Raw genomic sequence first — 22,051 nt, 5'->3', positions numbered from 1 at the left:
CTATAGTATTTATAAAGTTAACCAGTAATAAATCCGATAATTGTCTTTGTAATAAAGTTAATCTGCTCATCATCGAGCTCAGTATGCATTGGTAATGAGATAACTTCGTTAGATAATTGATTCGTTATTTTAAAATCATCATCGTTATATCTATCATCAACATAAGCTTTTTGTTTATGCAATGGTATAGGGTAATATACGCCACACGGAATATCATTGTCATTTAAATGTTTAACTAATGCGTCACGTTTGTCGTTTGTAATCCTTAATGTATATTGATGAAATACATGACATGTACATTTATCACAAATTATTCCGTAACCTTTTCTTGTTGTAGGTAAAATAATATCATTAATATTTTCAAGAGCCTTATTGTACTTACGGGCAGTGTTTCTTCTTTTTATATTGTAAGAATCCAATAATGGAAGCTTAGCTCTAAGTACGGCAGCTTGTAAACTATCCAATCTTGAATTTACGCCAACAACATCATGGTGGTAGCGTTCGTACATACCATGATTAACTATGCCTCGAAGTGTATGAGCAAGTTCATCATCATTTGTAAATATAGCACCACCATCACCATAAGCTCCTAAGTTTTTAGAAGGGAAAAAAGATGTAGCGGCTACATGTCCCATTGTTCCAGCTTTATGTTTATTACCATCCTTATCATAGTAATCAGCGCCAATGGCTTGCGCGTTATCTTCAATTACAAAAAGATTATGTTTTTTAGCAATTTCTAAAATTGCATCCATATCAGCACATTGTCCGAATAAATGAACAGGAACAATTGCTTTAGTTTTAGGTGTAATTGCTTTTTCAATTGCTTCAGGTGTAATATTGAATGTATCAGGGTCAACATCAACTAAAACAGGAGTTAAGTTTAAAAGTGCTATTACTTCAACAGTAGCAGCAAAAGTAAAATCGGCAGTTATAACTTCGTCACCTGGTTGTAGTCCAAGTCCCATCATAGCAATTTGTAACGCATCGGTTCCGTTTGCACAAGGTATTACATGTTTTACATTTAAGTAATCTTCTAATTCTTTTTGAAAACCATGTACTTCTGGTCCGTTAATAAAAGCTGAAGTTTCTAAAATTGTAGAAAATGTTGTGTTTATTTGCTCTTTAATGGCTTCGTATTGACCTTTAAGGTCAACCATTTGAATTTTTCGCATCTTATGAAATTAGGGTTGTAAATTTACAAAAACTAGAGTAAGAACGCAATGTATTTATGTAAAGAAGCGTAATTTAGCAACAAACAAAATCAAGGTGAGTTTTATATATAATTGTTCTGTTTATATAGTATGTTTTTTTTTGAAAATAGTGGCGCTGTTTAATAAAAAGCTAAGCTTATTTGTTAACGGTAGAAAAAATGTGTTTTCATTCTTACAGCAAAATAAATTAACTGATGCTAATGTGATTTGGGTACATACGGCTAGTTTAGGTGAGTATGAACAAGGTTTACCTGTAATTGAAAAACTGAAAAAGGAATATCCGACCTACAAAATTTTAGTTACTTTTTTCTCGCCATCGGGTTATGAGGTTAAAAAAGATTCAAAAATAGCAGATTATATTACTTACCTTCCTTTGGATACTAAAAGCAATGCAAAGAAATTTTTGGCATTAGTAAATCCTAAATTGGTGATTTTTGTAAAGTATGAGATTTGGCCAAACTATTTAAATGAATTACATGAGCTTAAAATTCCTACCTTATTAATAGCATCACTTTTTAAAGAACGACAACTATTTTTTAAAAGTTATGGTGGCTTTATGAAAAAGAGCTTAGAAGCTTTTTCTTATTTTTTTGTTCAAAATGAAAATTCTAAAAAATTATTAGCATCTATAGGTTTTACAAATGTCAGCGTAGGTGGTGATACCCGATTTGATCGTGTTCTTGAAATATTAGAACGTGATAATCAAATAGAATTTATGGATGATTTTAAAGGCCGGCATTCCTGTTTTGTGGCAGGAAGTACTTGGCCTGAAGATGAGGCGATAATTGTAGATTTTATCAATTCATCAAATGTTGAGCTAAAATATGTATTAGCGCCACATACCATTAAAAAAGAAGCAATGTTGAAACTTAAAACTTCAATATCAAAAAAAACAATATTGTATTCTGAATTAAATAAACAAAATATATCAGATTTTGATGTTCTGATATTAGATACTATTGGTATTTTAACTAAAGTATATAGCTATGCTGCAATTGGTTATGTTGGTGGTGCATTTGCTACTGGATTACATAATACTTTAGAGCCTGCGGTATTTGAAATTCCGGTTATAATAGGTCCTGATTATTCTGGTTTTAAAGAAGCTGAAGATTTAGTTGCTAAAAAAGGAGTTATTTCAATAAGTAATAAGCAAGAATTTACTTTAGAGGTATTAAAATTATTAGAAAACCCTTCACATTATAAAACAACTTCTTTGATTAATAAAAATTATATTTCTCAAAATTCAGGAGCTACAAAGAAAGTTATAGATTATATTTCTTTAGAAATTTTAAATTGAAAATATCTAAAAATATAGTGCAATATATTTGTTTTATGTTAAAAATTAAGTTGGTTATTTTTAAAATCACTAAATTTAAGTATAAATAATATAATTATGGAAAATGTTTCAGTCGGTACAAAAGTGCTAAACGGTTTCCTGGTTCTTGTAGTTGGTTTGTTAATCTGTATACTTGCAACAATAGTTGTTTGCTCAATTTTGAAGCTAGTAGGTATTCTGTAGCAAGTGAGATTAATACGAAGCTAATTTGAATTTATTACCTACTTATACTTTTTAGTTATTTAATATTCAAGAAAAAGTCCTTCGCAAAAGGACTTTTTCCTTTTAATAACATTATATAATGTTGTTCTTATAAAGAATACACTTAAATTTGTTTTTTAATTTATTAGAGTTATGAGTAAAGAGTCTAAACGAAGAGAGGCATTAGTTTATCACGCGAAACCACAACCAGGTAAAATTAAAATTGTACCTACTAAACCGTATGCAACACAAAGAGATTTGGCACTTGCTTATTCTCCTGGTGTAGCAGAACCATGTTTAGAGATTGCAAAAGATAAAGACAATGCTTATAAATATACTTCTAAAGGGAATTTAGTAGCAGTAATATCTAACGGAACTGCAGTGTTAGGTTTGGGTAATATTGGACCTGAAGCTTCAAAACCAGTAATGGAAGGTAAAGGTTTGTTGTTTAAAATTTTTGCTGATATTGATGGAATTGATATTGAAGTTGATACTGAAGATGTTGATAAATTTATTGAAACTGTAAAAATGATAGCTCCTACTTTTGGAGGTATTAATTTAGAGGATATTAAAGCACCTGAAGCTTTTGAAATAGAAAGAAGATTAAAAGAAGAATTGGATATTCCGGTAATGCATGATGATCAGCACGGAACAGCAATCATATCTGCGGCAGCTCTTTTAAACGCTTTAGATATTACCAATAAAAAAATTGAAGACGTACGTATTGTAATTAGTGGGGCAGGGGCAGCGGCTGTTTCTTGTACGCGATTATATAAAGCTTTTGGAGCAGTAGATAAAAATATCGTAATGCTTGATAGTAAAGGTGTTATTCGAAAAGATCGTGACACTTTATCGGCAGAAAAAGCTGAGTTTGCTACGGAGAGAAACATTGATACGCTTGATGAAGCAATGCAGGATGCAGATGTGTTTATCGGGCTTTCAATGGCAAATATCGTGTCTCCAGAAATGTTATTATCTATGGCTAAAGATCCTATTGTTTTTGCTATGGCAAATCCAGATCCAGAAATCGATTATCAATTAGCGATTGATACTCGAGATGATATAATAATGGCAACTGGTCGTTCTGACCATTCAAACCAAGTCAATAATGTTTTAGGTTTTCCTTTTATATTTAGAGGTGCTTTAGATGTTAGAGCTACCAAAATTAACGAAGCGATGAAAATGGCGGCAGTTAAAGCTTTGGCTGAATTAGCAAAAGAACCAGTGCCAGAGCAGGTTAATATTGCTTATGGTGAAACACGTTTAGCATTTGGTAAAGAATATATTATTCCAAAACCTTTTGATCCAAGATTAATTGCCGAAATACCACCTGCAGTTGCAAAAGCAGCAATGGATAGTGGTGTTGCTAAAAGTCCTATTGAAGATTGGGGTAAATATAAAGAAGAATTATTGCAACGTTTAGGTAGCGATAACAAACTAGTTCGTTTATTGCACAATAGAGCTAAAATGGACTGTAAGAAAATTGTTTTTGCTGAGGCAGACCATTTAGATGTTTTAAAAGCTGCGCAAATTGCATATGAAGAAGGTATTGCAACTCCTATTTTATTAGGTAAGAAAGAAATAATAGAAGAGCTTAAAAAAGAGTTAGATTTTGATGCTGATTTGGAAATTATTGATCCTAAGGATGAAGAATTTTTAGAGAAAAAAGATTACTATGCAACAAAATATTGGGAAGCTCGTAAAAGAAGTGGTGTTACTTTATATAGTGCAAAAACCAAAATGCGTGAGCGTAATTACTTTGCAGCAATGATGGTTGTTGAAGGTGATGCAGATAGTATGATTTCTGGTTATTCAAGGGCGTATCCAACAGTTGTAAAACCAATTTTTGAAGTTATTGGTCGTGCATCAAATGTTGAAAAGGTTGCAACGGTAAATATAATGAATACTGATCGTGGACCTTTATTTTTAGCAGATACATCTATTAATATTGACCCGTCAGCAGTTGAAATAGCTGAGATTGCAAAAATGACAGCAAATGTAGCTTCTACTTTTGGATTTGATCCGGTTATGGCATTAGTTTCTTATGCAAACTTTGGTTCGTCAACACACCCAAATGCTACAAAGGTTAGAGAGGCTGCTAAATTGTTACATGAATCAAGACCTGATTTAGTGGTTGATGGTGAAGTTCAAATGGATTTTGCTCTAAATAAAGAATTACATGAGAGTAAATTCCCTTTTTCAAAATTAGCAGGTAAAAAAGTAAACACTTTAATCTTTCCTAATTTAGAAGCGGCGAATATTACGTATAAAATGTTGAAAGAATTAAATAATGCAGATAGTATTGGTCCTATTTTATTAGGATTGAAAAAATCTGTTCATATTCTTCAATTAGGTGCTAGTGTTGATGAGATGGTTAATATGGCGGCTATTGCAACTATTGATGTTCAAGAAAGAGAGAAGCGTAAAAAATCAAAATAATAACAAATAATTTAATTCTTAAAAGTCTAACCTTTAAAAACTAACTATTTTTAAAGGTTAGGCTTTTATTTTATAATCAATTAACAATTCAAATTTTAAAATTATGATACACCACCTGAAAGGTAAATTAGCAGAGAAAAACCCAACACACGTGGTAATTGATTGTAATGGCGTGGGTTATTTTGTGAATATCTCATTGCATACATTTTCAAATATTACAGATTCTGAGAGTATACAATTGTTTACGCATCTTCAAATAAAAGAAGATTCTCATAGCTTATTTGGTTTCTTTGAAAAATCAGAAAGAGAAATTTTTAGATTATTATTATCAGTGTCTGGTATAGGGTCGAGTACAGCTAGAACAATGTTATCATCAATGTCTCCATTGCAGGTAAGAGATGCAATTGCAACGGGTAATGTTGCGGCAATACAATCTGTGAAAGGTATTGGGGCAAAAACAGCACAAAGGGTGATTCTTGATTTAAAGGATAAAGTTTTAAAAATATACGATATTGATGAAGTTTCGGCAATTTCAAACAATACAAATAAAGATGAAGCGTTATCTGCTTTAGAGGTTCTTGGTTTTATGCGTAAACAATCTGAAAAGATTGTCGACAAAGTTTTAAGCCAAGATGCTTCACTAAGTGTGGAAGACATCATTAAGCTTTCGCTTAAAAATTTGTAATAAGTTTGAAAAATAGGGCAAAAATTTCACTTAAATACAAAGGGTTTAAGCTACTCGTTGTATTTAGTATTTTATTGGGTTTTACGCAAGTAACAAATGCGCAAGATACTAATGAGCAAGAAACGGATTCTGTGAAAACAGGGTATACTCTTGGTCGTTTGAGAATGAATAACCCAAATAGTATTGTTTCAAAATATACATACGATCCTGCTTTGGATAGTTATGTTTATACAGAAACAGTTGGAGATTTTGATATTAGTTATCCTGTAATTTTAACTCCTGAACAATATCAAGAATTAGTCCGTAAAGAAAATATGAAGTCTTATTTTAAAGATAAGATGGATGCCTACACAGGTAAAAAAGAAGGAAGTGAAGAGGCTAGAAAAAATTTACTTCCTAACTTTTATGTAAATAATAGTTTTTTTGAGTCTATTTTTGGCGGGAACACTATTGAAGTTATTCCACAGGGTTCTGTAGCAATGGATTTAGGTGTTATTTGGCAAAAAAATGACAACCCTTCATTATCACCAAGAAACAGAACTAATTTATCTTTTGATTTTGATCAACGTATTAGTTTGAGTTTGTTAGGTAAAATAGGAGAAAAACTCGAGGTTAATGCCAATTATGATACTGAGGCTACTTTTGATTTTCAGAATATAGTAAAATTAGAATACACGCCTAATGAAGATGATATCCTTCAAAAAATTGAAATAGGTAATGTGAGTATGCCATTGAATAGTTCATTAATTCAAGGTTCACAAAGTTTATTTGGTGTCAAAACAGAATTGCAATTTGGCAAAACTACGGTTACTGCAGTTTATTCAAACCAGCAATCGCAAACTACATCAGTAGTTGCGGAAGGTGGTAGTACTGTAAGTGAATTTTCTTTATCTGCTTTAGATTATGATGATGATAAGCACTTTTTCTTATCACAGTATTTTAGAGATAATTATGATGATGCACTTGAGAATTATCCTTATATAAATAGTAATGTTCAAATTACAGCTATTGAAGTTTGGGTAACTAACAAAATTCAAGAAACAGATAATGTTAGAAATATTGTTGCAATTCAAGATTTAGGTGAAGCAGAGTCTGAAAACACTAGAATTGGGCAAATGAATGGTAATCCGGCGGGTTTTTTCAACACCTCTTCCTCAGGTGATTTACCTGATAATGATGCTAATGATTATTCTCCAGATTTAATTAATAGTGGTGGTGTTTTAACATCTTCAATTAGAGATGTTTCAACGGTTGAAGCTGGTTTTAGTATTTCTTCGGGGTATCAAGTAAATCAAGGTTTTGATTATTCAATTCTTGAAAACGCTAGAAAACTTACTAGTGGTACAGATTATGAATATGACGAGCAATTAGGTTATATATCTTTGAGTCAGCAGTTAGGCAGCGATGAAGTTTTAGCTGTCGCATTTCAATATACATATAGGGGGCAAGTATACCAAGTGGGTGAATTTGCAAATCAAGTAGAAGCAACGTCAACATCTTCAACGAGTAATGCGTTAGTATTAAAGTTGTTAAAAAGTAGTGTTACTACAGTTTCAGATCCTATCTGGGATTTGATGATGAAAAACATATACTCTACTGGAGCATATTCAATGAGTGAAGATGATTTTACATTTAATATTTTATATTCTGATCCTACATCAAGAAACTATATAACTAAAGTAAATGATGTTGGTTGGCCAACAGGGTTAGAAGAACGTATATTATTAGAGGCATTTCATTTTGATAGGTTAAATACTTATGGTGATGTGCAAACTGGTGGTGATGGTTTTTTTGATTTTTATGAAGGCATTACAGTTGATGCTACAAGGGGACGTATAATTTTTACGAAAGTAGAGCCTTTTGGTGAGTATTTATTTGATTTGCTTGGTGGTGGTGTTTATGATTTAGATAATGACCAAGGGTATAATGATAATCAAAAAAAGTATGTGTTTAGAAATATGTATGCTTCTACCCAGGCAGATGCACTTGAAGATACAGAAAAAGATAAATTTGAATTAAGTGGTAGCTATAAATCTGATAGTAGTAGTGGTATATCCATTGGTGCGTTTAATGTTGCTCAAGGTTCTGTTACGGTGTCAACAAATGGTAGAGTTTTAACCGAAGGTATTGATTATACTGTAAATTACACGGCAGGAACGGTGCAGATAATTGACCCTTCATTACAAGCTTCTGATACACCAATTACAATATCTGTAGAAGATTCAGCAACTTTCGGACAACAAACACAGACGTTTGCAGGTGTAAATGTTGAGCACCAAGTGAGTAAAGATTTTTTAATTGGAGCAACATTATTAAACTTTAGCCAAAAACCACAAACACAAAAAACAAATTACGGGTCAGAATCGGTAAATAATACCATGTTTGGTTTAAATACAAACTATTCAACTGAGTTGCCATTTTTAACGCGTTTAGTAAATAAATTACCAAATATTGATACTGATGTTCCTTCTAACTTATCGGTAAGAGGTGAAATTGCTTTCTTGTTGCCAGGTACACCAAGTAGTGATGATTTTGATGGTGAAACTACTACATATATTGATGATTTTGAAGGTTCAGAATCTTCAATAGATATTCAGGCGGCATCTGGTTGGTATTTAGCGAGTACACCACTTGAGTTCGGAAATAATGGTTCGCTTTATGGAGCGTCAACAACAGATCCTGCAAATTTAGAGAATGGGTATGGGAGAGCAAAGATGGCTTGGTATACTATTGATCCAATCTTTTATACTTCGCAAAGACCCTCAGATATCACAGATAGTGATGTATCAACAAATACAACAAGAAGAATATATGTTGATGAGGTTTTTCCTGAGACTGAACTTGCTGTTGGTGAAACAACGGTGCAAACTACATTAGATATCGCATATTATCCTAATGAAAAAGGACCATATAATAATAACCCTACATTTGATTCAGAACAAGCGACTGATAAATGGGGTGGTATTATGCGACCTTTAACTACAACTGATTTTGAGCAATCAAATGTGGAATATATTGAGTTTTGGGTGTTAGACCCTTATTTTGATGGTGAAGCAACAAGTCCTGGAGAATTTGTTATTAATATTGGTAATATATCTGAAGATGTTTTAAAGGATGGAAAAAAGCAATACGAAAACGGTTTACCGGGGACTGATAGTAGTGATTTAGTTACAGAAACTTCATGGGGGCAAGTGCCAACTACATCTGCATTAGTTTATGCTTTTGACGTTGATGAAAACAATAGAGCTTTGCAAGATGTTGGTTATGATGGTTTATCTGATAGTAGTGAAGCTTCAATATTTACAAACAATACAGGTAATGACCCTGCATTAGATAATTATGAGTATTACTTAAATATTGATGGTAGTATTCCTGAGCGTTACTATGACTATAACAACCTTGAAGGTAACTCGCCTGTTGATGTTACTGATACTGATAGAGGTTCTACAACATTGCCAGACGTTGAAGATATTGATAGGGATTTAACAATGAATACGATTAATAGTTATTATGAATACCGTATTCCTATTAGTTCAAATATTACTATTAATGACGAGTATGTTGCCGATATTATAGAGAATGAAATATCAGGAACTACAATTCCTGATGGTAGTATTGTAGGTAGTCGTTGGATTCAATACAAAATTCCGTTATCTGATTTTACAGATGCAATTGGTGGAATTACCGATTTTAGATCAATGAGTTTTATGCGTTTGTACTTAACTGGTTTTACTAGTGATGTAACCTTACGTTTAGCAACCTTAGATTTAATTAGAGGAGATTGGCGTAGTTATTCAAGTTCATTACAACCAGATGTTGATGATAACAATGAAGATGATGGTACTACAGTTGAGATTAGTACGGTAAGTATAGAAGAAAATAGTTCAAAAACACCAATACCTTATGTGTTACCTCCAGGAGTTGAGCGTGAACAAATAAATAGTAACAATACTATTGTAGATCAAAATGAACAGTCATTATCTTTTATTGTTGAGAATTTAGAGCCTGAAGACTCAAGAGCAGTTTATAAAAATGTAAATATTGATATTAGGCAGTATGAAGAGTTAAAAATGTTTATTCATGCTGAGGAGATTTTAGATTCTGATTACTTAGATGGTGAAACGCCATTAGTTGGTTTTATAAGGGTGGGTACTGATTTTTCAGAAAACTTTTATCATATTGAAATTCCATTGCAATTCTCATCTTATGACTCAACTTTAGATGAAGAGGTTTGGCCAGATTTGAATGAGTTAACTATTGCCTTGTCGGATCTAAGTGTGGTGAAATCAGCGGGTATACTAAACGAGTCATTAGGCGATGTTAATTATTATGAAGTTGTGGATGGAGAAGCAGTTTCTGTTGATGAGTTTGCAGATAGAACAGATGGTGTTCCAAGAATAGGAATAAAAGGTAACCCGTCATTGGGTAGTATTGAGAGTTTAATGATTGGTGTAAAAAACATTGATGATGAAAATGCTAGTGGTGAAATTTGGTTTAATGAATTGCGTTTAGCAGGTATTGATCAAACTGGTGGTTGGGCTGCAATTGCAGCGTTAGATTTAAATGTGGCAGATTTTGCAACAGTTTCAGCTTCTGGTTCACATAGTACAGTTGGTTTTGGGTCTATTGATCAGACAACTACTGAAAGATCATTGGAAGATGTCTCTTCTTATAATGTTGTAACTAACCTTAATTTAGGTCAATTACTTCCTAATAAATGGGGAATTGAATTGCCATTTAATTACGAGATTTCAGAAGAAATGGTTACTCCGGAATATGATCCAGTTTATGAAGATCTAAAGTTATCTGATAGAATTGCTGCGGCATCTACTCAAGATGAAAAAGATGAGATTTTAGAACAAGCTCAAGAATACACAAAAAGAACAAGTATTAATTTTATAGGTGTTCGTAAAAATAGGTCAGAAAAAGCTAAGGAGAATTTCTACGATATTGAAAATTTCACGTTTAACTATTCTTACAATGAAACTAATTATCATGATTTTGAGTATGAAGATTTAAAAGAGCAAGATGTTTCAACAGGTTTTGTGTATAATCACAGTTTTAAACCTGTTACGGTAGAACCTTTTGCTAAAAAAGATTCGTTGTTTACAGGTGATTATTGGAGGTGGCTTAAAGAGTTGAATCTAAATTTGCTGCCAACAACAGTGTCTTTAAACTCAACAATAAATAGAAGTTTTAATCAACAACGCTATAGAGATGTTTTAGAGGCAGGTGTTGAGTCTTTAGATTTACCTTTATTGCAACAACGTAATTATTTATTTAACTGGCAATATTCTTTAAACTATACCTTAACAAAATCGTTGACAGCAAATCTTCAAGGTTCGAATAATAATATTATTCGTAATTATTATGAAGAAGATGGTAATACGGCATCAGAAATTAATTCAGAGCTAGGTATTTGGGATGGTTTCTGGGATTTAGGAGAGCCTAATACGTATGCGCAACAATTGCAATTAAATTATGATTTGCCGTTTAAATTAATGCCAGCATTAGAGTTTATTACGGGGCAATATACATATACAAGTAATTTTGATTGGGAAAGAGGTGGAGATGCATTAAACGAGGCGGCAGGAGAAAACCTAAATACGGTTCAGAATGCAAACACGCATACTTTATCTTCAAATATGAACATGCAAAAATTGTATGATTTAATTGGCTTAAAAAAGGTAAAAAGTAATTCTAGGTCAAAATCTAGTAAGGGTAGTGCTTCCAAAAGTGTAACAAATACTAAAGGAAAAGGCAAAGAGGACGTTGAAAGTAAAACGAGCCCTTTATTTAATACATTTGTTGATATTGCGACTATGGTAAAAAGAATAAACTTTACGTATAACCAAAGTGGAGGTATTGTTTTGCCGGGTTATACACAGTCTGTTGGTTTTATTGGTACAACAAAACCATCATCAGCATATGTTTTTGGGTCACAAAATTCAGATATTAGATATGAAGCTGCTAGAAATGGTTGGTTAACAACATTCACAGATTTTAATGATGAGTTTATTAAAAATGTAAATAAACAATTAAATATTACGGCAACATTACAGCCTGTGAAAAACTTAACAATTGATTTATCTGCAGATAGACAATTGTCAAATAGCTATGAAGAGACTTTTACTGTTAATGATTTAGGTGATAATACTTTTGAGTATGAAGAGTTGATTGGTAACGACTATGGTAATTTTAGTATTTCTACGATAATGATTAGTACGGCACTTAAGAAAAGTGATGAAGCTAGATCGGAAACTTTCGAGACTCTAAAAAATAATAGACTTATTATTGCTAATAGACTTTTAGAAGAAAATAATCAAACTTCAGGTACTTTAGATGATGATGGTTTTCCGGAGCAGTATAGTAAATCTAATCAGGCTGTTTTGTTACCAGCATTTTTTGCAGCGTATACAGGACAAAGTGCTGAAAATGTAAATCTTGATGAAATGCGAAGTATTCCACTTCCTAATTGGAGTTTGAAGTATACAGGCTTAATGGATAAAAAGTGGTTTAAGAAAAAGTTTAAACGTTTTTCAGTTTCTCATGGTTATAGAGCGGCTTATAGTATTAACTCATATCAAACTAACTTAACCAAGGTTCAATTAATTAATGAAGGTTTAGATCCTGTTGATTCGGAAACGCTTGATATATTACCAGATAATACTATTAGTAATATCGTATTAACAGATCAATTTAATCCGTTAATAAAGGTTGATTTTGAAATGAAAAACTCACTAAGTGTTTTAGCCGAAATTAGTACGAATAGAACATTGTCATTAAGTTTTGATAATAGCCTTCTCACTGAGATTAACGGTAAAGATTATACCGTAGGGTTAGGGTATCGATTTAAAGATGTTCAAATGGTAACTAATATTGGAGGCCAAAAAACGAGATTAAAAGGTGATTTAAATATTAAGATTGATGGTACGTTACGTAATAATGTAACTTACATTAGAAGTTTAGATATTGAAAATAATGAGATAACTTCTGGTCAAGATTTATTCTCTTTAAAATATAGTATGGATTATGCGTTAAGTAAAAATTTAAGCGCAACATTCTTTTACGATCACTCTTATTCTAAATATGCAGTTTCTACAGCATACCCTCAAACAACAATAAACTCAGGTTTTACAATTATATATAACTTTGGAAATTAATTTTTTTCCTGTAAAAAATAGAATAAAGGTAGCAAACTGTTAAGGTTTAGCTACCTTTTTTATTTTTCTTGAATAGCTAACATTAATATTTTACATTTGTTTTTAACTTATAAGAAAATTAAGCTATGAATATACCATCAGAATTAAAATATACAAAAGATCACGAGTGGGTTAAAATTGAAGGTGATACTGCAACTATTGGTATTACAGATTTTGCACAAAGCGAATTAGGTGATATTGTTTATGTAGAAGTTGAAACTTTAGATGAAACTCTTGATAAAGATGAAGTATTTGGTACTGTTGAAGCAGTAAAAACAGTTTCAGACTTATTTTTGCCTTTGACTGGCGAAATCGTAGCTTTCAATGAAGATTTAGAAGATGCTCCTGAAGATGTTAATTCTGATCCTTATGGTAAAGGTTGGATGATTAAGTTGAAAATTAGCGATACTTCTGAAATAGAAGGTCTGTTAAGCGATGAGGCTTATAAGGAGTTGATTGGTGCTTAAAAACTATAAGTTTGCCATACTGTATTTTTGCTGGATGGTGTTCATTACCTATCTAAGCCTGGGTTCTGTTCCTGATACTACTGGCGGCATTAATATTAATATTCCACATTTTGATAAATTAGTTCATTTCACCTTTTATCTCGTTTCAACAATATTAGGAGGTTTTTTTTTAAATGAATTAAGACGAGAAAAAACAGTATTACTTAAAGCTACATTTATAATGATGATTGTGGCAGTAGTTTATGGTATGGTTGTTGAGGTATTGCAATATAATTTTACAACTGATAGACATGGTGATGTATTAGACTTTTTAGCGAATAGTATTGGTGCAATTAGTGGGTTTGTAGCAATGAAGTACCTTATTTTAGGGGTACTTTCTCAAAAATGAAAAAAATATTACCTTTTTTATAAATAAATAATTAAATTAGCTCACAATAAAATTTGAATCATGGAATTAAAAAAGAATCCGAAAGCGGATATTTCAAGAAATAGTGGTTTGTTTTTTGCTGCAGGTTTAGCTCTAGTTATGTTTTTAACTTGGCGTGCATTAGAATACAAAAAATATGATGATGTTATTGATTATGACATTTCTCAAAGTGTAGATGATTTATTGGACGAAGAAGTTCCAATGACTGAACAAATTAAAACACCACCACCACCACCGCCACCAGTTGCACCGGAGATTATTGAAGTAGTTGAAGATGAAGCGGATGTTCCTGAAACAATTATTGAAGATACAGAATCTAACGAAGATGAAGTAGTTGCTGAAGTTGAAGAAATTGAGGTTGCTGAAGTTGAGGAAGATTTAGATATTCCTTTTTCTGTTATTGAAGATGTTCCAATTTTTCCAGGTTGTGAAAAAGAAAAGAGTAAAGGTTCTAATGCTTTAAGACAGTGTTTTCAGAAAATGATGTATAAGCACATTAGTAAAAACTTTAGATATCCTGAAATTTCTCAAGAAATGGGAGTTCAAGGTAAAGTAAACGTAATGTTCGTTATTCAAAAAGATGGAAGTATCGGAGGAATTAGAATGCGTGGGCCAGATAAAAACTTAGAGGCTGAAGCAAGAAGAATTATTGATAAGCTTCCTAAAATGACACCTGGTAAACAAAGAGGTAGAGCTGTAAGAGTACCTTTTAGTATTCCAATTACATTCAAATTACAGTAAAAAATTTATTTTTTATATATTAAAAATCCCGAACATTGTTCGGGATTTTTTTTTGGTACGTTTCTTGTGTTTTAACAAAATAGTAACAAACATAAAATTTTACTATTATGAAAAAAAGTACCACAAGTACTGCAAATTCTCACGGCAATGAGAATAGCAGTGAAACGTCACACGTTGTTTACTCAAAAGGGAGTAAACACGATGCAAATTTACAAAAAAACAGTTTTATCTATTTTCAAATAGGTTTGATTGTTGCTATGCTACTCGTTTATTTTGGCTTAGAATTGGGTTTTAATTCTTTAAAACCTGCAATAGCAACTAACGATGTTGATCTTACTGAGACCTACGAGATTCATCCAGAAATTTATAATTTTGAAGTAGAGAAAACAGTAGCTGTTGAAAAAGTACAAAAAGCAAAACCAACTGAGACCTTTGAGGTTGTACCTGATGATTTTGTAGAATTAGAAAAGGAGTTTAAAAATGAGCCAAAAGAAGAGGCACATGTCTTGAAAATTAGTGATGTAAAAGTTGCAGAAGATCCTAATGATGAAGTACCAGTTATTCCTTTTATTGCTTTAGAAGATGTTCCAATTTTTCCAGGCTGTGAAAAAGTAAAAAAATCTGAACGAGGCGCATGTTTTGAAGAAAAGATGAAAAAGCATGTGAAAAAGAATTTTCGGTACCCTAGTGCTGCTATTGAAATGCGAGAGCAGGGCAGAGTTTCTGTAATGTTTACCATCGGAACACAAGGGGATATTGAAGATGTGAAATTAAGAGGCCCTTCAAAAATATTAGAAAAAGAAGCTTCTCGTATAATTAGTAAATTGCCAAAAATGAAACCTGGAATGCAACGAATGGAACCAGTGAAAGTTTCATTTAGTTTACCAATTGTTTTTAAATTGCAGTAGATTTCTATTTTAAAAAAAATCCCTTATAGTGACTGAACATTATAAGGGATTTTTTTTATTTTAAACTGGTGTAAAATGTAGTCCTTAATTTTTCAGGGTTTATAAAACCATTGCCATGAGTCGCATCGTATTTGCTTGATATGGTTTTGCTGTTTTGTACTTCTTCTAGTGATTTGCCTTCGGCAATAGCTTTTAAAGTATTTGCTTTTAAATCTTCTAACATTAAAACATATTCTTGAAGTTCTTTTTTGTCAGACGATTTTCCGTGACCTGGTATAATTTTAGTTTCATCATTAATAAGTAACAAGACTTTTTTGTGAGCATCTATATACCCGTCAACGCTACCGCCACTTTTTAAATCAATAAACGGATATCGTTTTGAAAAATAGGTGTCGCCCATATGAAGTACATTGTTGTTCATAAAATAAACAATAGCATCACCATCAGTATGTGCATTATGAACGTGAAAAGCCATTATGGTTTCATCACCATCATAAAAAGTAATGTCATTAGAAAATGTTATTTCAGGTAACATTCTAGTAAAATAATTTGTATCAATTTTCTTTTCTCTTAGTTTTTCAAGATTATTTGTTTTAACTCTTTTTCTTACATTATCATGAGCAACAAGTGTTACTTTATCTGAATTAAAATTAGCGTTTCCTCCAGTGTGATCACCGTGCATATGGGTGTTGAATAGTATTGAAAGTGGTTTGTTGCTCAGTTTACTAATACATTCTTTTAATTGTTCGCTCAAATGATCAAACTGGTCATCAATCATAAATAATTTTTCTTCACCAATAAAAACTCCAATATTGCCACCTTGGCCAGTAATCATATATATATTGTCCGTTAGTTTTTCAGTTTTTATTTCTACTTTTTTATTTTGTCCTTGTAGTTTTAAAAAACCTAAGAATAAAAAGTTTAGTGTCAGTAAAATTTTTAAAAATTTCATATGCATTTTTTAAAGTTTTGTAATTAATTAACTGTATCTTTTTTAGTTATAAAAATAGTATAAACATTCTAATTTCATTGCACAAATAGCATTCTGGGGTTATCTTTGCACTCCAATAAATTTTTTAATGAAAACTGCAGTAAGCACAGCAAAAAGTACTTCGTGGGCTTTGGTTTATGCTGATTTTAAAGAGATTACTAAGGCGAGACTTTCTATAAGTGTTGTTTTCTCTGCTATTGCTGGTTATTTGTTAGGAGCACCTGAAATTCAACTATATCCTATTTTATTGCTTGCGTTTGGTGGTTATTGTATGGTAGGAGCGTCAAATACTTACAATCAAATTATCGAAAAAGATCTTGATGCTTTAATGAATAGAACTAAAAATAGACCTATTCCTGCTGGTAGAGTATCCGTAAATAGAGCCTTGGTAATTGCTGTTTTACTAACAATTTTAGGGATGGTTTCATTATATTTTTTGAATCCAAAAACGGCAATGTTTGGTGCTATTTCAATTTTTTTGTATACAAGTGCATATACACCTTTAAAAACAATTACACCACTTTCTGTTTTTGTTGGTGCAATACCGGGTGCAATACCTTTTATGTTGGGTTGGGTTGCAGCTACAAATGAATTTGGTATTGAGCCAGGAACACTTTTTATGATTCAGTTTTTTTGGCAATTTCCGCATTTTTGGGCTTTAGGTTGGATGCTAGATGATGATTACAAACGTGGAGGTTTTAAAATGTTACCTACAGGTAAAAAAGATAGAAGTACAGCATTACAAATTATTATGTATACAGTTTGGATGATTTTGATTTCAATTATACCAGCTTTTGGTATTACAGGTTCTTTGCAATTATCAATACCTGCGGCGGTTATTGTTTTTGTTATGGGGTTAATAATGTTGCTGTATGCGTTTAAATTGTACGAGAAAAAAGACAATCAGTCCGCAAGAAAATTAATGTTGGCGAGCGTTACTTATATTAGTGTAATGCCAATTGTATATGTTGTAGATAAATTTTTATAATAGAGAAATGGATTTAACACAAGGAACTATAAAAGAAAAGCAAGGAAGGGCAAAAAAAATGATGCTATGGTTTGGTATTGTTAGTTTGCTAATGACTTTTGCTGGCTGGACAAGTGCTTATATTGTAAGTAGTACAAGAGAAGATTGGTTGTCTGACTTCAGTTTGCCTACAGAATTTTACGTTAGTACATCAATACTTATAATAAGTAGTTTAACTTATATTTTAGCAAAAAAAGCAGTTAAGACAGAAAAACATTCCTTAGCGACAATACTATTAAGTGCAACTTTACTAATGGGTTTCGCTTTTATCTTTTTTCAAGTAAAAGGGTTTTCAAGTATTACATCACAAGGTTTTTACTTTACAGGAGAAACAAGTAGTGTTACAACATCATATATATTTCTAATTGCGGCAGTGCATATTCTTCACGTAATTGCAGGAATTATTTCATTAATTGTGGTTTTAATAAATCAATTAAGAGGAAAGTATAAGAATGGAAATACGCTTGGGATTGAATTAGGTGCTACATTTTGGCACTTTTTAGACTTGCTTTGGTTGTATTTAATGCTGTTTTTCTACTTTTTTAAGTAATAAAAACAACTAAAAAAGGTTAGATATTTATTAATTAAGAAATATTTAAAAATAAAGACATTTTTTTAAAAGCAATTATTTTGTTTGGGTAAAAAAAATGTAAATTTGTGTAAAATTTATTAACGCGATAATATATTTATGGATACTACGGTAACAACGGGTGAGAAACAAAATGTATGGGGAGGAGCAAATCAACCTCTTGATGCGTCATATGGAAAAATGATGATGTGGTTTTTCATTCTTTCAGATGCATTAACATTTTCAGGATTTCTATGTGCATATGGCTTTTCAAGGTTTAAATTTATGGAAACATGGCCAATTGCTGATGAAGTTTTTACTCACGTTCCTTTTTTTCATGGTAATTTTCCAATGTATTATGTAGCATTCATGACATTTATATTAATTATGTCATCAGTAACTATGGTTTTGGCTGTTGATGCTGGTCATAAAATGCAAAAGAATAGAGTTATCTGGTATATGTTTATGACTATTATAGGAGGTATTATATTCGTTGGCTCTCAAGCTTGGGAATGGGGTACTTTTATAAAAGGTAGTTACGGTGCTGTTGAAACTAAAGGAGGTAGAATACTACAATTTGTTGACGCAGAATCAGGACATCAAGTGGCAATTGCAGATTTTGCAAAAGAAATTGCATCTGAAAGAACTGCTCATGAAAGAAAAAATGGTATTTGGTTTACTAAAGAAGGTACATTGCCAACATATACTGTAAATGAAGTTGCTGAAGGTTTTAAATCTAATTCTAATTTATTAGTTAGAACTGAGACTATAAATGAGCATGGTCATAAAACAGTTTTATCAAGAGAAGAGTCACTAAAAAAATTAATGAGCGCTTCACAAGTTGTTGAAGGAGCAAACTTAATTCATAATGAATACGGAAGTAGATTGTTTGCTGACTTCTTTTTCTTTATTACTGGTTTTCACGGTTTTCACGTATTTTCTGGTATTGTAATTAATATAGTTATTTTCTTTAATGTTATCGTGGGTACGTATGAAAAAAGACGTAGTTATGAAATGGTTGAGAAAGTTGGTTTATACTGGCACTTTGTAGATTTAGTTTGGGTATTTGTATTTACATTCTTCTACTTAGTATAATAATTAAGCATTACATTTTTCAGAATATCGAAAAGATTAAAAAATAAACACAATGGCACACGAACAAAAATTAGAAATATTCAGAGGTTTATTAAAGTTTAAATCTAACGTTGGCAAAATATGGGGTGTACTTATATTCTTGTCAATTATAACGGCAATTGAAGTTGCTTTAGGTATTGTTAGACCTGCATTTTTAGTTGACTCTATAGTTTTAGGTATGAAACCTTTAAACTGGATATTTATCATATTAACTTTAGTTAAAGCATATTATATCGCTTGGGATTTTATGCACTTACGCGATGAGAATAAATTTTTAAGAAGATCAATAGTATGGACACCAATTTTCTTGGTACTTTACTTGGCATTTATCTTATTAGTAGAAGGAAATTATATTCATGAAGTTTATAAAGTTGGCTTTATGAAGTGGAACTTCTAAATATCAATAATTAAGAGTTAAAAAAGACGGTTTTACGACCGTCTTTTTTTATTTTTGTACTTGAGCAAAATACTGTAAAACAGTATATTATTTTTTAATAAATCATGAAAAAAACCTTTGTACTAGTTGTCTTATTTATATTTCCTGTTGTGGCATATCTTTTTTTTGCTTCAGGAGTTAATAATTTTGGCAAGCTTCCAGTGGTTACCGAAAATGTTCAAGATGTTAGTGCTTATAGTGATGTCGTTACTTTTAAAAATAAAATAACAATTCTAGGTTTTTTAGGTGCTGATGTAGATTTTAAAAAAGGTAACGCTTTAAATCTAAATCAAAAGATTTATAAAGATTTTCATCAGTTCAATGATTTTCAGTTTGTAATGCTAATGCCAAAAGGTACTGAGGCGAATGTTGAAGTTTTAAAAACTGAATTAGCTGGTTTAGCATCTATTGAAAAATGGAAATTTGTTTTTCTTGAACCTGCTGAAATTAATACTGTTTTTGCTAGTTTAAAAACAGACTTAGAACTTGATGCAAATTTAAGTACGCCTTATGTTTTTATTGTAGATAAAGATGTTTCTTTAAGAGGCCGAAATCCTGAAGAAGATCATACAACTGTTTATGGTTTTGATGCCACTTCTGTAGCTGAGCTATCTAATAAAATGATAGACGATGTGAGAATTATTTTGGCGGAGTACCGTATGGCTTTGAAAAAGAATAATGCAGAACGAGATATTTAATGAAGAATAAATACACATACATTTGGGTTTCATTTATCATACTAGTATTCGGTATAATTTTTATTCCAAAAATTATAAAAAGAGTCAATAGTGGTACTGTAGTTGAAAACGATAGAATGAACGTTAAAGATAATTCTGGACACTTATCTTATTTAATTATTGACGGAAAAAAGAGTAGTGTACCTAGTTTTGGTTTCATTAACCAAGATAGTATATTAATTACTAATGCTGATTATAGAAATAAAGTATATGTTGTTGAATTCTTTTTTACAACCTGTCCGTCTATTTGCCCAATAATGAATCAGAATTTAGTCCAAATACAAGAGGAGTTTAAAGACTTTAGTAATTTTGGTGTTGCATCATTTACAATTAACCCTGAATATGATACACCAATGGTTTTAAAGGAGTATGCTGAAAATTATGAGGTTTCAAATCTAAACTGGAATTTGATGACAGGTGATTCAAATGCTATTTATGATTTAGCTAATAAAGGATTTAATATTTTTGCTAGTGTTAACCCTGATGCTCCAGGTGGTTTTGAGCATGCAGGTATGTTCGCATTAGTTGATAAAGATGGTTACTTGCGTTCAAGAGTTGATGCATTTGGTAATCCTATTATTTTTTATCGTGGATATATAACACCTGAAGACGGTGTAGATGCTCAAGGAGAAAAAGAACAGATAACAGAGTTAAAAGAAGATATTAAAAAATTACTTGAAGAATAATTGTAATGAGTGAAGTTGCATTAAAAGAAAAAAAGTTTAATAAAATAATTACTATAGTCTCTATGGTAATACCAATTGCTGTTGCAATATTATTTAGAGTTAAGATTCCGGATGTAGAACCATTAAGTTTTTTACCTCCAATTTATGCTGGTATTAATGGTTTAACTGCAGTTTTATTAATAGTAGCAGTGGTTGCAATTAAAAATGGAAACAGAAAATTACATGAGAATGTAATGAAAATCTGCATTGGTTTATCGTTATTGTTTTTACTAATGTATATTGGTTACCATATGACTTCAGATTCAACTAAATTTGGAGGTGAAGGAGCTATTAAATACATCTACTATTTTATTCTATTTACTCATATTATTTTATCTATAGCTATTATTCCATTAGTGTTAAGAACCTACGCTAAAGCTTATTTAGAAAAATTTAAAGAACATAGAAAACTGGCGAAAATTACATTTCCTATTTGGTTGTATGTTGCAATTACAGGAGTAGTTGTTTATTTTATGATAGCGCCTTATTATAACTACGTTTAGTTTATAAGCTTATGAAGAAAAAAATCATTATTATCGGTCTTATTCTTTTATTATTTCCATTAGTTTCTGATGCGCAATGTGCTATGTGTCGTGCGGTTTTAGAAAGTGAAGAAGGTATGGGTACAGCGAAAGGTATTAATGACGGTATTGTTTATTTAATGGCTGTTCCTTACATATTGGTAGGTGCACTTTTCTTTTTTGTGTATAAAAAAATGAAAAACTAGCTTCAACGTTTTATTTCTTTTTTAAAAGCTTAATAATTTTTATTTCTTATTTGTAGATTGTTAATAAGCTGTCTGCTTGTGCAATTGCT

At 31.4% G+C, this 22,051-nt stretch carries 18 protein-coding genes; 16 read left to right on the top strand and 2 right to left on the bottom strand.

The features are described from left to right. Positions 1 to 17: 17 nt before the first annotated feature. Positions 18 to 1,172 carry a DegT/DnrJ/EryC1/StrS family aminotransferase gene (locus tag KO500_RS02160; RefSeq protein ID WP_215954852.1) on the bottom strand — a complete coding sequence of 385 codons (1,155 nt, stop codon included), beginning with the start codon at positions 1,170 to 1,172 and terminating at the stop codon, positions 18 to 20. A 148-nt stretch (positions 1,173 to 1,320) separates the two neighbouring features. Here KO500_RS02160 and KO500_RS02155 point away from each other — a divergent pair, with 148 nt between their 5' ends. The 8 genes from KO500_RS02155 (at position 1,321) to KO500_RS02120 (ending at position 15,617) form a co-directional block, all read left to right on the top strand. Further along, the gene (locus KO500_RS02155) at positions 1,321 to 2,508 is read left to right on the top strand and encodes a 3-deoxy-D-manno-octulosonic acid transferase (protein WP_354668428.1); all 1,188 of its coding nucleotides are present in this window, start codon (positions 1,321 to 1,323) and stop codon (positions 2,506 to 2,508) included. Positions 2,509 to 2,901: 393 nt separating this feature from the next. After that, entirely contained in the window at positions 2,902 to 5,187 is a 2,286-nt protein-coding gene (locus tag KO500_RS02150; RefSeq protein WP_215954850.1) for an NADP-dependent malic enzyme, read from the top strand. 103 nt (positions 5,188 to 5,290) lie between these two features. After that, a complete protein-coding gene (ruvA, locus tag KO500_RS02145; protein WP_215954849.1) occupies positions 5,291 to 5,872 on the top strand; it encodes a Holliday junction branch migration protein RuvA in 582 nt (193 codons plus the stop codon). Positions 5,873 to 5,877: 5 nt separating this feature from the next. Further along, the gene (gene sprA, locus KO500_RS02140; protein WP_215954848.1) at positions 5,878 to 13,035 is read left to right on the top strand and encodes a cell surface protein SprA; all 7,158 of its coding nucleotides are present in this window, start codon (positions 5,878 to 5,880) and stop codon (positions 13,033 to 13,035) included. Between the two features lie 125 nt (positions 13,036 to 13,160). Then, the gene (gene gcvH / locus KO500_RS02135; protein WP_215954847.1) at positions 13,161 to 13,541 is read left to right on the top strand and encodes a glycine cleavage system protein GcvH; all 381 of its coding nucleotides are present in this window, start codon (positions 13,161 to 13,163) and stop codon (positions 13,539 to 13,541) included. Further along, positions 13,534 to 13,929 (top strand): VanZ family protein, encoded by a 396-nt coding sequence (locus KO500_RS02130; RefSeq protein WP_303487372.1) that lies wholly within the window; start codon positions 13,534 to 13,536, stop codon positions 13,927 to 13,929. The genes gcvH and KO500_RS02130 overlap by 8 nt, the downstream gene beginning before the upstream one ends. A 60-nt stretch (positions 13,930 to 13,989) precedes the next feature. Further along, the gene (locus tag KO500_RS02125; protein ID WP_215954845.1) at positions 13,990 to 14,709 is read left to right on the top strand and encodes an energy transducer TonB; all 720 of its coding nucleotides are present in this window, start codon (positions 13,990 to 13,992) and stop codon (positions 14,707 to 14,709) included. Between the two features lie 107 nt (positions 14,710 to 14,816). Beyond that, entirely contained in the window at positions 14,817 to 15,617 is an 801-nt protein-coding gene (locus KO500_RS02120) for an energy transducer TonB (protein WP_215954844.1), read from the top strand. Positions 15,618 to 15,672: 55 nt separating this feature from the next. Here the strand turns inward: KO500_RS02120 and KO500_RS02115 are convergent, their stop codons facing one another. After that, positions 15,673 to 16,569 carry an MBL fold metallo-hydrolase gene (locus KO500_RS02115; RefSeq protein ID WP_215954843.1) on the bottom strand — a complete coding sequence of 299 codons (897 nt, stop codon included), beginning with the start codon at positions 16,567 to 16,569 and terminating at the stop codon, positions 15,673 to 15,675. A 127-nt stretch (positions 16,570 to 16,696) separates the two neighbouring features. On the opposite strand from KO500_RS02115, the gene cyoE reads away from it, so the two are divergent. The 8 genes from cyoE (at position 16,697) to KO500_RS02075 (ending at position 21,962) form a co-directional block, all read left to right on the top strand. Beyond that, on the top strand, positions 16,697 to 17,596 hold the full coding sequence (gene cyoE, locus KO500_RS02110; RefSeq protein WP_215954842.1) for a heme o synthase: 900 nt from the start codon (positions 16,697 to 16,699) through the stop codon (positions 17,594 to 17,596). Positions 17,597 to 17,603: 7 nt separating this feature from the next. Beyond that, complete coding sequence (locus KO500_RS02105; protein ID WP_215954841.1) at positions 17,604 to 18,185, top strand: cytochrome c oxidase subunit 3; 582 nt, start codon at positions 17,604 to 17,606, stop codon at positions 18,183 to 18,185. A 138-nt stretch (positions 18,186 to 18,323) separates the two neighbouring features. Beyond that, positions 18,324 to 19,298 (top strand): cytochrome c oxidase subunit 3, encoded by a 975-nt coding sequence (locus tag KO500_RS02100; protein ID WP_215954840.1) that lies wholly within the window; start codon positions 18,324 to 18,326, stop codon positions 19,296 to 19,298. 52 nt (positions 19,299 to 19,350) lie between these two features. Further along, positions 19,351 to 19,734 carry a cytochrome C oxidase subunit IV family protein gene (locus KO500_RS02095; protein ID WP_215954839.1) on the top strand — a complete coding sequence of 128 codons (384 nt, stop codon included), beginning with the start codon at positions 19,351 to 19,353 and terminating at the stop codon, positions 19,732 to 19,734. A 104-nt stretch (positions 19,735 to 19,838) separates the two neighbouring features. After that, positions 19,839 to 20,471 carry a hypothetical protein gene (locus tag KO500_RS02090; RefSeq protein WP_215954838.1) on the top strand — a complete coding sequence of 211 codons (633 nt, stop codon included), beginning with the start codon at positions 19,839 to 19,841 and terminating at the stop codon, positions 20,469 to 20,471. After that, positions 20,471 to 21,196, top strand: coding sequence for an SCO family protein (locus KO500_RS02085; protein ID WP_215954837.1), 726 nt, complete (start codon positions 20,471 to 20,473; stop codon positions 21,194 to 21,196). Before KO500_RS02090 ends, KO500_RS02085 begins: the two co-directional genes overlap by 1 nt. A 5-nt stretch (positions 21,197 to 21,201) precedes the next feature. Next, positions 21,202 to 21,738 (top strand): DUF420 domain-containing protein, encoded by a 537-nt coding sequence (locus KO500_RS02080; protein ID WP_215954836.1) that lies wholly within the window; start codon positions 21,202 to 21,204, stop codon positions 21,736 to 21,738. An 11-nt stretch (positions 21,739 to 21,749) separates the two neighbouring features. Further along, positions 21,750 to 21,962, top strand: a complete 213-nt coding sequence (locus KO500_RS02075) for a hypothetical protein (protein WP_215954835.1) — start codon at positions 21,750 to 21,752, stop codon at positions 21,960 to 21,962. Positions 21,963 to 22,051: the final 89 nt, after the last annotated feature.

Source organism: Cellulophaga baltica, assembly GCF_018861125.1.
GTDB classification, from domain to species: Bacteria; Bacteroidota; Bacteroidia; order Flavobacteriales; family Flavobacteriaceae; genus Cellulophaga; species Cellulophaga baltica_A.
This window is presented reverse-complemented; position numbering and strand designations above follow the sequence as displayed.

What these genes read in the sequence shown, in the direction of transcription:
- ruvA (WP_215954849.1), top strand. Translation starts at nt 5,291, where the DNA reads ATGATACACCACCTGAAAGGTAAATTAGCAGAGAAAAACCCAACACAC.
- KO500_RS02095 (WP_215954839.1), top strand. Translation starts at nt 19,351, where the DNA reads ATGGCACACGAACAAAAATTAGAAATATTCAGAGGTTTATTAAAGTTT.
- KO500_RS02150 (WP_215954850.1), top strand. Translation starts at nt 2,902, where the DNA reads ATGAGTAAAGAGTCTAAACGAAGAGAGGCATTAGTTTATCACGCGAAA.
- KO500_RS02125 (WP_215954845.1), top strand. Translation starts at nt 13,990, where the DNA reads ATGGAATTAAAAAAGAATCCGAAAGCGGATATTTCAAGAAATAGTGGT.
- KO500_RS02105 (WP_215954841.1), top strand. Translation starts at nt 17,604, where the DNA reads ATGGATTTAACACAAGGAACTATAAAAGAAAAGCAAGGAAGGGCAAAA.
- KO500_RS02080 (WP_215954836.1), top strand. Translation starts at nt 21,202, where the DNA reads ATGAGTGAAGTTGCATTAAAAGAAAAAAAGTTTAATAAAATAATTACT.
- KO500_RS02085 (WP_215954837.1), top strand. Translation starts at nt 20,471, where the DNA reads ATGAAGAATAAATACACATACATTTGGGTTTCATTTATCATACTAGTA.
- cyoE (WP_215954842.1), top strand. Translation starts at nt 16,697, where the DNA reads ATGAAAACTGCAGTAAGCACAGCAAAAAGTACTTCGTGGGCTTTGGTT.
- KO500_RS02160 (WP_215954852.1), bottom strand. Translation starts at nt 1,172, where the DNA reads ATGCGAAAAATTCAAATGGTTGACCTTAAAGGTCAATACGAAGCCATT.
- KO500_RS02100 (WP_215954840.1), top strand. Translation starts at nt 18,324, where the DNA reads ATGGATACTACGGTAACAACGGGTGAGAAACAAAATGTATGGGGAGGA.
- KO500_RS02090 (WP_215954838.1), top strand. Translation starts at nt 19,839, where the DNA reads ATGAAAAAAACCTTTGTACTAGTTGTCTTATTTATATTTCCTGTTGTG.
- gcvH (WP_215954847.1), top strand. Translation starts at nt 13,161, where the DNA reads ATGAATATACCATCAGAATTAAAATATACAAAAGATCACGAGTGGGTT.
- KO500_RS02120 (WP_215954844.1), top strand. Translation starts at nt 14,817, where the DNA reads ATGAAAAAAAGTACCACAAGTACTGCAAATTCTCACGGCAATGAGAAT.
- KO500_RS02115 (WP_215954843.1), bottom strand. Translation starts at nt 16,569, where the DNA reads ATGAAATTTTTAAAAATTTTACTGACACTAAACTTTTTATTCTTAGGT.
- KO500_RS02075 (WP_215954835.1), top strand. Translation starts at nt 21,750, where the DNA reads ATGAAGAAAAAAATCATTATTATCGGTCTTATTCTTTTATTATTTCCA.